Source organism: Arthrobacter sp. QXT-31 (assembly GCF_001969265.1).
Classification (GTDB): Bacteria; Actinomycetota; Actinomycetes; order Actinomycetales; family Micrococcaceae; genus Arthrobacter.
Window position 1 is genome coordinate 1,640,487 of the sequence record NZ_CP019304.1, and the last position, 13,497, is coordinate 1,653,983.

Below are 13,497 nucleotides of genomic sequence, written 5' to 3' on the forward strand. Positions count from 1 at the left end.
CAGTGAGCCAGACCAACGACTACCTGGAACTCGTCCGCGCTCCGGCCGTCCTTACGGTCCTCGGCGATACGATCGCCGGCGGGTCAGCGGCCGGGCACCGGCTGGGCGGGCGCAGGATGCTCCTCCCCGTGGCAAGCGCCTGCCTGTACGCCGGCGGCATGGCATTGAATGACTACGCCGATCGTGGGATCGATGCCCGCGAACGGCCGGAACGGCCCATCCCCTCGGGGCGCATTACCCCCAAGAAGGCCCTCACCGCGGCGGCTGCCCTTACGGCGGCCGGACTCAGCCTCAGCGCCGCCGGTGGAGGCAGGCGTTCGCTGGCGGTGGGACTTCCGCTCGCCGCCGCGATCTGGACCTACGACCTGGTGGCCAAGGGCCATCCGGTGTCCGGCGCGGTAACCATGGGCTGCTGCCGGGCACTTGACGTCCTCATGGGCGCAGGCTCGGCACACCTCCGCCCCGCCCTCGGCGCGGCCGGCATCATGGGTGCCCACACCGTGGCTGTCACCGTCCTTTCCCACGGTGAAGTCGAGGGAACAACCACGACGACGGCTTCCGGCGTAGCCGCCGGCACTGGCCTGGTTGCCGGCGCCGTGCTTGCCGGTTCCGCTGGCCCCCGCAACCAAGTCCTCCCCGTACTGTTGGCGACCGCCTTCTACGCCGCTCGATGCGCACCGGCCCAGGTGCGGGCTGCACGCAACCCCTTGCCGAAGAATGCCCTTGAGGCCACCAAGGCAGGAATCCGGGCGATGGTCCCCCTGCAGACGGCGCTCACGCTGCGCCAGGGAAACCTGGTGGCGGCCGCAGTGCTCGCATCAGTGGACCTGTTCGGCAAGGTCCTGCGGTCCCGGCCCAGGAAATTGAGGATCAGCGAGTCATGACAGCACCCCAAACCACCATGCCCTTCAGTCTCGGGTACGGCACCAACGGCTTCACAGACCATCCGCTTCCCATCGCGCTGGAGCTCCTCGCCGAGGAGGGCTACGAGGCCGTGGCGCTGACCTTGGGCCATCCTCACCTGGATCCGTTTGCCGAGGATCTGGATGTCCAACTTCAGTCACTGCGGAAACGGCTCCAAGAGCTCGGGCTTCGCGTCGTCATTGAAACCGGCACCCGCTTCCTGCTGGACCCTCGCCACAAGCACCGGCCTGCGCTGGTGGATGACGATGCCGCAGTCCGGGTCGCGTTCCTGCGCCGCGCCGTCGACATCGCCGCCGCCCTGCAGGCTGAATGTGTCTCCTTTTTCTCCGGGATACTGCCGGCGGATGCCAGCCCGGAAACAGGATGGAAGCGACTGACCCCCCGCGTGGCGGACATCGTTGACTATGCCCGCGTCAGGAACGTCGTGGTCGCCGTCGAACCTGAACCGGGCATGCTGGTGGAGACCGTTTCCGACGTTCTGCGCCTTCGGACGGAACTGGGGGACCCGGACAATCTGCGGGTGACCGTGGACATCGGCCACTGCGTGGTGGTTGAGCCCGGCGGCGTGCGGGGGGCCCTCCTGGAGGCCGGTCCTCTGCTGGCGAACGTGCAGCTGGACGACATGCCCACGCACACCCATGAGCACCTGCCATTCGGTGAGGGCGCCGTAGATCTGCCCCTCGCACTCGCCACGCTGGCGGAACTGGGCTACCGCGGCGTGGCCGCCGTCGAGCTGCCCAGGCACTCGCACGATGCTCCGGGGCTGGCCGCGCGGAGCATCGCCGCGCTTCGCGCCGCGTGGGAGGAATCAGTCCGGGACAGGCACGTTGAACGCTGGCTGGAGGAGAGTACGACGGCGGTCGCAGCCGACCGCGGCACCCTCACCAGGATATTCGCCACGGCTGGCCGCCGGCTGGGCCGCGACCCTCTCCGTCCGGACGTCGACCCGACGGGCGTCCTGTTCGGCACCGTCACCGATCACGCACGGGGCCAGCTAATCGGCCGGCTGCACGAAGTCCTGGCAGCGGATGGGCTGGCTGAAGCTTTGCCGGCCCTGTACGACGGCGGTGACTCCGCAGAACGCCGCGGCGTCCTGAAAGGGCTGGGAGCCTTGGCTGCCGCCACACCTGAACTGCCGGCCGCCGTCGTCGCCGCAGGACTGCACGTGACAGCGCAGGCCCTCCGGACCAACGAAAGCGGCCTGGTTGCCGCCGCCGTCGGTCCGTTCGCAGCCGCCTACCTGGACCAGCACAGCTGGCGCCACGCCGTGCTGAAGCTGATCTTCCTCGGGATCAGCCTCAGTGCCGTAACGGACCTGATGGAACGGGCCGATGACGAGCTCGCCAGGATGGCAGGCGATTTTGCCGCTGAACGCCAGGCCGCAGGACGCCCGGTCCCGGATGACGTCCACCTGATCACCGGGTCCTTCTCCCGCTCTTCGACTTCTTAATAAGGAAAGCCCGCCATGCGCATCTTTGATCCCCATATCCATATGACCAGCCGCACCACCAACGATTACGAGGCTCTTTATGCCAGCGGAGTGCGGGCCCTCGTGGAACCGGCGTTCTGGTTGGGCCAGCCCCGCACCAAGGTCGGCTCCTTCATCGACTACTTCGACGCGCTGCTGGGCTGGGAGCGGTTCCGCGCCGCCCAGTTCGGCATCCGGCACCACGCCACGATCGCATTGAACCCCAAAGAGGCGAACGACCCCCGGTGCGTTCCCGTCCTGGAGGAGATCCCCCGCTACCTGATCAAGGAGGGCGTGGTGGCCGTCGGCGAGATTGGCTACGACTCGATGACTCCCGCCGAGGACGAGGCCTTCAGCCGACAGCTGGAGCTGGCGCGTGAATTCTCGCTGCCTGCCATGGTGCACACACCGCACAGGGAGAAGCTCGCCGGTACCCGCAGGACCCTGGACGTGGTCCGTGAGTCCGGGGTTGCACCTGGCATGGTGGTTGTTGATCACCTCAATGAAACCAACGTCGAGATGGTCAAGGACGCCGGAGCCTGGATGGGATTCTCCATCTATCCCGACACCAAAATGGACGAGCACCGCATGGTGGCAATCCTCCGCACCTACGGAACGGAAAAGGTGCTGGTGAACTCTGCTGCTGACTGGGGCCGGTCCGATCCCCTAAAAACCCTCAGTACAGCCAACGCCATGCTGGCGGCAGGTTTCACTGCTGACGACGTAGACAAGGTGCTCTGGCGCAATCCGGTTGAGTTCTACGGCCAGAGCGGCCAGCTGATCCTTGACCCGATCCCTGGTTTCGATGCGGCGGAGCTGCCGGATGCGGCAGCGGGCTTCGAGGGCAACTCGGTCCTGCGGGGGGCACGCGCATAATGCTCCTTTCATACTGCACCAACGTCCACCCTGCCGAGGACTTTGACGGCGTGATCCGTCAGCTCCGCGAGTACGCAGGTCCGATCCGCCGCAGGGCTGGCCTGGAAACCCTCGGCGTCGGGCTGTGGCTGCCGGCCGGGCTGGCCCGCCAGCTGGCGGGAAGTGCGGAGGACCGGGCCGCCCTCCGGGACGTCCTTGATACTGAGGGACTGCAGCTGCACACCATCAACGCCTTCCCGTACGGTGGCTTCCATAATGAAGTGGTCAAGCTCGACGTCTACAAGCCGACGTGGGCGGAGCGTGAGCGTCTGGAGTACACGCTGGACTGCGCGGAGGTGCTGGCGGCCCTGCTGCCCGAGGATACAGCCGGGTCAATCTCGACTCTACCGCTCGCATGGCGTGCGGACTGGACAGAAAATGACGACGACGCCGCCACCTCGGCCTTTGCCGAGCTGAGCTCACGCCTCCGGGACCTCCGGGACCGTACGGGAAAAACGGTGCGTGTCGCCGTCGAACCTGAACCGGGCTGCATTCTCGACACGGTCGCCGACGTCGTCAGCTGGCTGGCGCCCCGGATCCAACGGGGCATCGATCCGGAGTTCGTGGGCCTGTGCGTGGACACCTGCCACCTTGCTGTTTCGTTCGCCGACCCTGCCGGCGCTGTCCGCCAGATCGACGCCGCGGGCCTGCGGGTCGTCAAGGTCCAGGCATCCGCCGCGCTGCATGTCACGGACCCCTCCGATCCGGCGGCCCGGGATGCTTTGGCGGGCTTTGTCGAACCGCGGTACCTGCACCAGGTGCGTGAGTCGCAACCGGCAGGCATTGTCCCTGCCGACGATCTCGACGAAGCCCTGAGGGATCTGCCGGGGGAAAACGCGTGGCGGGTCCACTTCCACATCCCGCTCCACCACGTGCCCGCGGAGCCACTGGAAACCACCGTGGATGTGCTCCGCCAGACAGTTGCCGAAGTTGATCAGCTGCCGTACGGACCTGAGGTCCACCTCGACATCGAAACCTATACCTGGAGCGTGCTGCCCGGCGCCTCGGTGGGCATCACCGAGGGAATCGCGGCCGAGATCGCGTGGGCGAAGTCGAACCTGCTGGACGCCGCACCGGTCCGCTGACCGAGGCGCGTTCCCTGACACCCTGAGCAAGGAAGAACCTGTGAAACCAGTACTGCTGCTGAACGTCGTTGGCCTGACTGCCAAGGCCCTGCGCCAGATGCCCCGCCTGTCGCGGCTGGCCTCGCAGGGATGGTCCTCTGAACTGGCCACCGTACTGCCTGCGGTGACATGCACCGTCCAGTCCACAATGCTGACCGGCCTGTCACCGGCCCAGCACGGGATCGTGGGAAACGGATGGTACTTTCGGGAACTTGGGGACGTCTTTCTATGGCGCCAGCACAATAGGCTCGTCAGCGGGGAGAACATCTGGGAGACGGCCCGCCGGCAGCATCCCGGCTACCGCGCAGGAAATATCTGCTGGTGGTATGCCATGGGAATGTCCACAGACCTGACGGTGACACCCAGGCCCATCTACCACGCGGACGGCCGCAAATCCCCGGATGCGTATGTGCGGCCGGCGGAACTGCACGACGAACTCGTGACCGAGTACGGCGACTTTCCGCTCTTCCAGTACTGGGGTCCGACCGCGACCATCCGGTCCACTGAATGGATCGTCAACTCCACCCGGCACGTCATGCGGAGCCAGTCACCAAATCTGCTGATGGCATACCTGCCGCACCTGGACTACGACCTGCAGCGTTTCGGGCCGGACTCGCCGCAGGCTGACCAGGCCGCGGCCGAGCTCGACGGCGCCCTCGCGCCGCTCCTGGATGAGGCCGCAGAGCGCGGCTATAGCATCATTGCGGTGGCCGAGTACGGGATCGAGGATGCACGCCGGCCGGTGGATATTAATCGCGTCCTGCGCCGGGAAGGCCTGTTGGAGGTCTACGTGCAGGAGGGCAGGGAACAGCTTGATCCGTGGACTTCACGCGCCTTTGCCGTCGCCGACCACCAGGTAGCACATGTCTATGTCTCCGACCCGTCGGACGTTGAGCGGGTGGCGGCACTGCTTCGCGGGGTTGATGGAGTGGACGAGGTCCTCAACCGCGAAGCGCAGGGCCGCTACGGGCTCGATCACGAAAGATCCGGGGAGTTGGTTGTCATCGCGGAACCGGGTGCGTGGTTCACGTACTACTTCTGGCTCGACGACGACCGGGCACCGGAGTATGCGCGTGGCGTGGATATTCACCGGAAACCCGGGTATGACCCCGCAGAACTCTTCTTCGACCCGGCAGACAAATTGGCCAAGGCCAAAGCGGGGCTGAACCTGGTGAAGAAGAAGCTGGGCTTGCGCTACGCCATGAGCACGGTGCCCCTCGATCCGTCACATGTGCGGGGGACCCACGGACGGCTTCCTGGTTCGCCTGACGGTACGCCCCTGATCATTGGCTCCAGCGCCCAGATCCCTTCCTCAGTGGAAGCGCTCGTGAACAGCGGCAGGCAGGTTCCCGCCGCTGCCGTGAAGGGCCTGGTGCTCCAGACGCAGGGCATCGACGGCTAGGCCCAGCCAAAGCATTTAGCTTTTTCAAACAACAAACGGCCTAAGACTCTTAGGCCGCTTTCTTGCGCTGTTTTTCAGCTCTTGATAATCCACTCGCTTCGCGGGACATGAAAATATCTCAACTTTGTTTTTTGAAACCACTAGGTAAATCGACGCATTTCAATTAGCGTTTTAGGCATCCGAGTCCGGCTAGTCCGGCTCCTCAATGACGAGAAGAAAGTGAACGATGACAGTCAATCGACATGGGATAGCGAAAGCGGGCGCGAGCCTCGCAATGGCGGGCCTGCTGGCCACCGCTTTTGCCGTCGCCCCCGCTCAGGCGCAGCCGGGTGACACCGCTTCAGGTGTGGCCCCCGCGGACAGCAGCTTCCAGAAAGTGACGCTGAACGACACTCCGGGCGAGCCCGTGGACCTCGCCGTGCTTCCAAACAACAATGTCCTGCACACCACCCGCGGCGGCGAGGTCTGGCTCAACAACGACAAGACGGGCCTCAACACCCTGGCCGCGAAGCTCGACGTTTACGAGCATGACGAAGAGGGCCTGCAGAGCATCGCGCTCGACCCCAAGTTCGGCACCAAGGGCAACAACTGGGTCTACCTGTACTACTCGCCCCCGCAGGACACCCCGGTGGATGATCCCGCCACCCCCGGCGTCAACGAGGGCGACGCGCCCTTCAGCGGCACGGCAGCAGACTTCGAAAAGTTCAGCGGATCCCTGACGCTTTCCCGCTTCCAGTTCAACGGTTCCACCATCGACCTCGCTACCGAGCAGCACATCATCGATGTGCCGGTGGACCGCGGCATCTGCTGCCACGTCGGCGGTGACATCGTGTTCGACGCCGAGGGCAACCTGTACCTCTCCACAGGTGACGACACCAACCCGTTCCAGTCCGGCGGCTTCACGCCGATCGACGAGCGCCCCACCAGCAACCCCGCACTCGATGCGCAGCGGACTTCCGCAAACACCAATGACCTGCGCGGCAAGGTCCTGCGGATCACGCCCAAGGACGGCGGCGGTTACACCATCCCCGAAGGCAACCTCTTCCAGCCGGGCACTCCCCAGACCCGCCCCGAGATCTACGTGATGGGCCTGCGCAACCCTTTCCGGGTGGACCTGAACCAGAAGACAGGCGAACTCTACATCGCCGACTACTCGCCCGACGCACGCACCGCCAACCCCCTTCGCGGCCCTGCCGGCACCGGCAAGTGGATGGCAGTCACCGAACCTTCCAACTACGGCTGGCCCTACTGCGCCACCGCAGAACTGCCGTACGTTGACTACGACTTCGCCACCGGCACCTCCGGTGCAGCCTTCAACTGCGCTGCGCCCGTGAACGATTCTCCGAACAACACCGGCCTGCGCGAGCTGCCCCCGGTCTCGCAGCCGGAGGCCTGGTACTCCTACGGCGCTTCCGCCGAGTTCCCTGAGCTGGAAACGGGCGGTATCGGCCCCATGGCCGGCCCCGCCTACGAGTTCGACGAGAAGGCAACCAAGGGCAACGCCCCTGTCGCCTGGCCGTCCTACTACGACGGCAAGTCCTTCTTCTACGAGTGGACCCGCGACTACATCAAGGCCATGACCACGGAAAACGGCGACCTCACTTCGATTGAGAACGTCGTCGACTCCCTTGTGGTCGACAACCCGATCGACATGGAATTTGGTTCCAACGGCGCCCTCTACGTCCTTGAATACGGAGACGGCTACTTCGGCGAGAACCCCGACGCGCAGCTTTCCCGGATCGACTTCATCGGTGCCAACGGCAACCACAGCCCCGTGGCCGTGGCCTCCGGCACGCCGACTGCCGGGGCATCACCGCTGACCGTACAGTTCTCCAGCGAAGGCACCACTGACGCGGACGGCGACAAGATCCGCTACGAGTGGGACTTCAACTCCGACGGCGTCGTGGACTCCGAGGAAGCCAATCCCACGTGGACCTATGAGGAAATCGGAACCTACACCGCGAGCCTGCAGGTCACCGATCTGGGCGGCCTGCACCGCGGGCGCAGCTCCTCTGCCGAAGTGGCAATCGAGGTAGGCAACCAGGCACCGGTCATCGAGTTCATCAGCCCCGTAGCAGGCCAGGACTTCCACTTCGGTGACACCGTCACCTACGAGGTCCGGGTTACGGATGACCAGCCGGTTGACTGCTCGCTGGTCAAGGTGAGCTACATCCTCGGCCACCACACGCACGGTCACCCGCAGACCACCACCTCGGGCTGCACCGGAACCCTGACCACCACCGTTCCCGAAGGCCACGACCCCGCAGTGGATGATCTCTCGGCCGTCTTCAGCGCAAGCTACACCGATGCCGGCGACGCCGCCTCGGCCCCGCTGACCGGAACCGCTGAGGTGGTTCTGGTGGCCGGCAACTGATGCTCTTTCGAGTGCCGATCGTTGCCCCCTAGCGGCCAACCAGCCGCGGGAAAAGCGGCCCCTGTCCCAGCCAAGGCTGGGACAGGGGCCGCTTTTCGTTGCTAGCAGGCTGCAGACTGCTGGGAAATCAGGCGGGCGGAACTTGCCCGCCGCCGTCGTCCTGTGAACCCAGGAAACCGGCAGGATCCCGGATGAGGGGTTCGAAGGCCAGCTCTGCAGCACCGACCAGGATGGAATCTTCGCCGAGAGGAGCGAGCTCAATCGCCACATTTTCCCGGGGACCACGAGTTCCGGGAGATCGCAGGGCATCGCTGAGTGCATCCGGCGCGGCCCGCACGAGGATCCGCAGGAACCCGCCCAAGACGATCAGTGAGGGATTTAGCAGGTTGACGATGCTCTTCAGCCCGACGGCCAGCAGCCGGACCTGCCGGTCGATGATTGCCCGCAGCTCCTCGGACGCCGAATCGTCCTGGAGCTTCTCCAATACGGCGTCTTCGAGATTCTCCGTCTCACCGGCCGGGAGTCCGACTGCAGCAATTAATTCTTCACGGGTGACCTCGGCTTCAAGGCAGCCGGACGATCCGCAGTTGCATTCCGCGCCGCCCGTGCGCACGTGCGTATGTCCAAGTTGCCCGGCAAATCCGGTAGCACCACGAATGAGGCGGCCTCCACTGATGACCCCTCCCCCAATGCCGCTCGCCCCTCCGTAGAGGTAGACGAGGTCCGAAACGTCGCGGCCCGCACCGAAGGTCGCCTGGGCACGTGCCCCCGCAACGGCGTCATTTGCGGCGATGACCGGAAGCTTCAGGGCATCACTGAGGAGCGCTGTGAGCGGCTGGTCGCGCCAGCCAAGGTGCGGCGCCTCAATAACGGTGCCATCCAGGGGATCGACAAGGCCCGGTATGGCGAGCCCAAGCCCCACGATGCGGTTCCGGGACGGAAGGGACGTTCGCATTCCCGTGTAGATCGCCGTCACGATGTTCACTACTTCCGGTACCGACGGCGGCCGGACTGTATGGAAGCGGACAGGGTTCACAATTTGGCCGCCAAGAGAGACAAGCGCCACGCTGACAGCGTCTATATCCGGATTGACCGCGAGTGCCAGCGCCCCGGGGCTCGGCTGAATCATGATGCTGGGCCGGCCGTGCTGCTGTGCCTGGTCGAGATCGCTCTCGACCACCAGGCCTAGCTGGGCAAGTTCACCGACGAGGGCGGCGATCGTTGATCTGTTCAGCCCGGTAGCCCGCGTGAGTTGCGCACGGGAGACGCCGGCCATGGAGTGCACCAGGCCCAACACGGTTGAAAGATTGTGCTGGCGGGTGGTGTCCCGGTTGTTTCCAAGGTTGGTACCGGCGAGCGTGCGCGCCGCCGACTTCCCTTCCACCCCGGTTCAGGTCCTTCCTGGCAGATCGCCTCGGTGCCGGATTCGTTTTCTCATGATAGCGGCAGAAGGGCAGGATCTACGGAGGGGCACCGCCAAGGTGCTGCTAGTGTGAGTCCACGTCGCTGATGGCGGAGAACAGCATGCGTTTGAGGCTTCTGTGCAGGGCCTCCGGAACACCGCCGGACGCCAGGTGCATTACGGCGAGGTGGGCATTCTCGGTGGCAAGGTTAGCCGCGTAGTCTTTTGCCCCGCAGGACACCAGCACGGACTGGACACAGTGGGCGTCCCGGGCCGTCATATCCTGGGATCCGATCAGTGGAGCGATCCTGCTCCACTCCGGGCGGGTGGCTGCGTAGGAGAGCAGGGCAGTCCGTTTGCCTTCCCGGAGGTCCCCCCAGTTGGTTTTCCCGGTGAGGCTTTCCTTGCCGAAAACGCCTCGCACGTCATCGGCGAGCTGATAGGCGATTCCGGCATATCGTCCGAAGGATGTCAGAGCGGTCACCACCGGTTCGGGAGCCGCGGCCAAAACGGCGCCCGCCTGCAGCGGTGCCTCGAATGAGTAGACCGAAGTCTTCTGGTGGGCCGTCTTGGTGATGTCTTCGATTGAAGGCATCACCGCCGTCCGGCTGAACTCAATATCCAGGACCTCCCCGCCCACAGAGGAGAAGATCGCGTCATCGAGGATGTCGTTCAGGCGCTGGCGCAGGGCCACCGGCACTTCCATGGAGCTCAACAGGCGGTAAGCGCCGGATAAAGCCAGATCACCGGCGAGAAGCCCTGCCGACACTCCGGCGTGTTCTGCGGCTACCGGAGAGACACCGGTGCGCAGGGCCCGGTTCCGGTAGTGACCGGAAACGTTGGGGATACCGCGGCGAACAAAATCGCGGTCAACGACGTCATCGTGAATGATCAGCGCGCTATGAAGGAGCTCGTACGAGGCGGCGAGCGCCGCCGCGCTGCAGAAATCAGTGCCGCCAAGTTGCCGGTACGCCAGCATGACCAACCGCGGGCGGGAGCGCTTTCCGCCCGCGGTTGCCCTTTCAAGTGCTTCCCAGAGGCCGAGATAGGTCGCGTTCACGGAGACAGCGCGCAGCTTCGCTTCATCGAAGAATCTCTGGAGCGCATCCTCGACCAGTTCGAGGTCCGCGTTGCCGTTGAGCGCGTGGTCCACGTTTAGGGTCACGGCACCGCCCTCCGCTTCGTTGTCCTGGCGCCCCGGGGATGCCCGAGGCGGTCTATCTGCCGGCTTCAGGCAAACCTAGCTTTTTCCTCGTCGTGGACCGCGGCTTGCGAAGCGCTGCTGCAGAAGAACAGCGACGACGATGATGAGGCCCTTGGCGAGTGCCTGGACGGAGGTATCCAGGTTGTTCTGGGTGAACACGTTGGTCAGGGTGCTGAAGATCAGTACGCCAAGGACCGTGCCCATGATCGTTCCCCGTCCGCCGATGAGCAGGGTCCCGCCCACAACGACGGCGGCAATCGCGTCGAGTTCGTACAGGAGGCCATGCGTGGAGGTACCCGCGGTGGTTCGGCCAAGCATCATGACGCCGGCGATGCCTGCCGCAAGACCGGCAAGGACGTACAGGTAGACGAGGTGGCGCTTCACCTTGATACCGGCGAGCCGGGAAGCTTCAAGGTTTCCACCGATGGCGATGGTGCGGCGGCCAAAGGTGGTGCGGTTCAGGAGGAACCATCCCGCGATGGCCACGATGACGAAGATCCAGATCAGGAGGGGAACACCCAGCACTTCGGCGCGCATGACCCGCAGGAAGTCCCGGTTACTCACAATCTGGGTGCTGCGTCCGGAGATGAGTTCGGCCAGGCCGCGTGCGCCCACCAACATGGCCAGGGTGGCCATAAAGGCGACCACCTTGCCATATGCGATCACCAGTCCGTTGATAAGACCGGCAACGAGGCCCACCCCGAGCGCCACCACTACGATCAGGAGCCACGACGACTGGTTGGCGGCCATCTGGATGCTGGCCGTCGTCGCGACAACCGAGGTCAGGCCCATGACTGATCCGACGGAGAGGTCGATGCCGCCCGCCGTGATGACAAAGGTCATGCCGATGCTGATCACGCCGATGATCGAGGCGAGCCGGAGGATGGTGAGCATGTTCTCAACGTTGAGGAACCGGTCCCCACTGGTGACTGCACCCACCACGACGAGCAGCGCGAGCGCGATAACCAGCCCCAGGCTGCGGCCGGCGGGCCCTTTCAGGATGCCCTGCAGACGGCTGTCCTTGGGAGTGGTGTGGCCGGCCGGCTCGGTAATTACCGGCTCTGCCACCTTGGTAGTCTGCTCGCTCACGCGGCACTTCCCTTCATGACGAGGTCGAGCACTCCGTGCTCGTCTATATCGCTTGCTTTCGTTTGGGTGAGGACTTTGCCGTCATCGATGACGAGTACGTTGTCGGCGAGGCCCAGAACTTCTTCAATTTCGCTCGAAACGACGATGATCGCCGTGCCGGCCGCCGCCAGTTTGCGGATGAGGGCGTAAATCTCGGAGCGCGCCCCGACGTCGACACCCCGCGTGGGCTCGTCCAGCAGCAGGACCGACGTTCCGTGGACCAGCCAACGGGCGAGGAGGATCTTTTGTTGATTTCCGCCCGAAAGGGTCCGTGCAGGACGGTCCGGATCAGCCGGACGCAACTCCAGTGCGGCGATCTGCTCACGTGTAGTTTCCCGTTCAGCCGCCTCGTTCAAGCGACCGGCCCGAGCAAAACGCTCGAAGGTCGACAGGGTGACGTTCTTGAAGATCGGCTCATCCAGAATCAGCCCCTGGCTCTTGCGCTCCTCGGGCGAGAGCCCGATGCCAGCGTTGACGGCAGACGTCACAGAGCCCGGCCGGAGCACCTTGCCGTTCACGGACACGCTGCCGGAAGAGGCCTTGCGGGCACCATAGATGGTCTCGAGGATCTCAGAGCGCTTGGATCCTACCAGGCCGGCGAAACCGAGGACCTCGCCCGCCCGAACGGTGAAACTGACCTTTTCGAAGTGTCCAAAAAGCTCGAGGTCGTTCACATCGAGCACGACAGGAGCATCGGCCGCCACGGCTTTCCTCTCCGGGAACACATTCGCGACATCCCGACCAGTCATCAGCCGGATCAGCTCGGACTTGGCTGTATCCGTGACGCTGAGCCCGTTTGCCGTGCTGCGCCCGTCCTTGATCACTGAGATACGGTCGCCGATCTGCCGGATTTCTTCGAGCCGGTGCGAGATGTATACGACGGCGATGCCCTGGGCAGTGAGTTCGCGAACCACGCGGAACAGATTGGACACCTCACCCGAGTCGAGGATTGCGCTGGGCTCATCCATGATGATCAGCTTGGTGTCCCGCGACAGGGCACGCGCCATGCTCACGATCTGTTTGTTGGCCGCAGAAAGCGTACCCACTTCTGTGGACGGCGAAAGGTCGCCGTGCCCGAGCCGCTTCAGAAGGCTGCGCGCAATAGCGTTCGCCTTTTTCACGTGCAGAACGCCTCCTGTTGCACGTTCGTGCCCGAGGAAGATGTTTTCGGCTACGGAAAGCCCGTCGACGACGTCGAGCTCCTGGTACATGGTGGCGATGCCCAGATCCAGTGCGGCCGTAGGACCCGGGAGCGTAACTTGTTTGCCTTCCCAACGGATTTCGCCGCTATCCGGCTGGTGGACGCCTGCCAGTGTCTTGATGAGGGTGGACTTGCCGGCGCCATTCTGGCCCATAACGCAGTGAACTTCTCCCGGAAGTACCTGCAGATCGACGCCCTTGAGCGCCTGGACTCCCGCAAAACCCTTGGTGAGTCCACGAACTTCGAGCAACGGCTGTGGCTGATCTTCTTCGAACATGCGACGAACCTAACACATTATGTCGGCGATCGGTATAAGTTCGTCGATTTCGCTTGACCTTCTGTTATTGTGATAGCA

10 protein-coding genes are annotated in these 13,497 nt (G+C 64.4%); 6 read left to right on the forward strand and 4 right to left on the reverse strand.

Annotation, left to right across the window (positions count from 1 at the left end):
- Positions 1–2: 2 nt before the first annotated feature.
- The 6 genes from BWQ92_RS07355 to BWQ92_RS07380 all read left to right on the forward strand — a co-directional run bounded on the left by BWQ92_RS07355 (position 3) and on the right by BWQ92_RS07380 (position 8,207).
- The gene (locus BWQ92_RS07355; RefSeq protein ID WP_076798944.1) at positions 3–884 is read left to right on the forward strand and encodes an SCO3242 family prenyltransferase; all 882 of its coding nucleotides are present in this window, start codon (positions 3–5) and stop codon (positions 882–884) included.
- Positions 881–2,374, forward strand: a complete 1,494-nt coding sequence (locus tag BWQ92_RS07360; protein ID WP_216639976.1) for an EboA domain-containing protein — start codon at positions 881–883, stop codon at positions 2,372–2,374. Before BWQ92_RS07355 ends, BWQ92_RS07360 begins: the two co-directional genes overlap by 4 nt.
- A 15-nt stretch (positions 2,375–2,389) precedes the next feature.
- Positions 2,390–3,268: a TatD family hydrolase gene (locus BWQ92_RS07365; RefSeq protein WP_076798945.1), complete on the forward strand. Its 879-nt coding sequence runs from the start codon at positions 2,390–2,392 to the stop codon at positions 3,266–3,268.
- Positions 3,268–4,392: a metabolite traffic protein EboE gene (eboE, locus tag BWQ92_RS07370; RefSeq protein ID WP_076798946.1), complete on the forward strand. Its 1,125-nt coding sequence runs from the start codon at positions 3,268–3,270 to the stop codon at positions 4,390–4,392. The genes BWQ92_RS07365 and eboE overlap by 1 nt, the downstream gene beginning before the upstream one ends.
- 40 nt (positions 4,393–4,432) lie before the next feature.
- Positions 4,433–5,833 carry an alkaline phosphatase family protein gene (locus BWQ92_RS07375; RefSeq protein ID WP_076798947.1) on the forward strand — a complete coding sequence of 467 codons (1,401 nt, stop codon included), beginning with the start codon at positions 4,433–4,435 and terminating at the stop codon, positions 5,831–5,833.
- Between the two features lie 226 nt (positions 5,834–6,059).
- On the forward strand, positions 6,060–8,207 hold the full coding sequence (locus BWQ92_RS07380) for a PQQ-dependent sugar dehydrogenase (protein WP_076798948.1): 2,148 nt from the start codon (positions 6,060–6,062) through the stop codon (positions 8,205–8,207).
- Positions 8,208–8,334: 127 nt separating this feature from the next.
- Here the strand turns inward: BWQ92_RS07380 and BWQ92_RS07385 are convergent, their stop codons facing one another.
- The 4 genes from BWQ92_RS07385 to BWQ92_RS07400 all read right to left on the reverse strand — a co-directional run bounded on the left by BWQ92_RS07385 (position 8,335) and on the right by BWQ92_RS07400 (position 13,419).
- The gene (locus BWQ92_RS07385) at positions 8,335–9,591 is read right to left on the reverse strand and encodes an ROK family transcriptional regulator (RefSeq protein WP_076798949.1); all 1,257 of its coding nucleotides are present in this window, start codon (positions 9,589–9,591) and stop codon (positions 8,335–8,337) included.
- 103 nt (positions 9,592–9,694) lie between these two features.
- Positions 9,695–10,774 carry a polyprenyl synthetase family protein gene (locus BWQ92_RS07390; RefSeq protein WP_236783140.1) on the reverse strand — a complete coding sequence of 360 codons (1,080 nt, stop codon included), beginning with the start codon at positions 10,772–10,774 and terminating at the stop codon, positions 9,695–9,697.
- Positions 10,775–10,849: 75 nt separating this feature from the next.
- On the reverse strand, positions 10,850–11,902 hold the full coding sequence (locus BWQ92_RS07395; RefSeq protein ID WP_076798950.1) for an ABC transporter permease: 1,053 nt from the start codon (positions 11,900–11,902) through the stop codon (positions 10,850–10,852).
- Positions 11,899–13,419 (reverse strand): sugar ABC transporter ATP-binding protein, encoded by a 1,521-nt coding sequence (locus BWQ92_RS07400; RefSeq protein WP_076798951.1) that lies wholly within the window; start codon positions 13,417–13,419, stop codon positions 11,899–11,901. Before BWQ92_RS07400 ends, BWQ92_RS07395 begins: the two co-directional genes overlap by 4 nt.
- Positions 13,420–13,497 lie beyond the last annotated feature (78 nt).

Bases quoted from the DNA above. Each gene is read 5' to 3' on its own strand.
- BWQ92_RS07360 (WP_216639976.1), top strand. From the start codon at position 881: ATGACAGCACCCCAAACCACCATGCCCTTCAGTCTCGGGTACGGCACC.
- BWQ92_RS07365 (WP_076798945.1), top strand. From the start codon at position 2,390: ATGCGCATCTTTGATCCCCATATCCATATGACCAGCCGCACCACCAAC.
- eboE (WP_076798946.1), top strand. From the start codon at position 3,268: ATGCTCCTTTCATACTGCACCAACGTCCACCCTGCCGAGGACTTTGAC.
- BWQ92_RS07380 (WP_076798948.1), top strand. From the start codon at position 6,060: ATGACAGTCAATCGACATGGGATAGCGAAAGCGGGCGCGAGCCTCGCA.
- BWQ92_RS07400 (WP_076798951.1), bottom strand. From the start codon at position 13,419: ATGTTCGAAGAAGATCAGCCACAGCCGTTGCTCGAAGTTCGTGGACTC.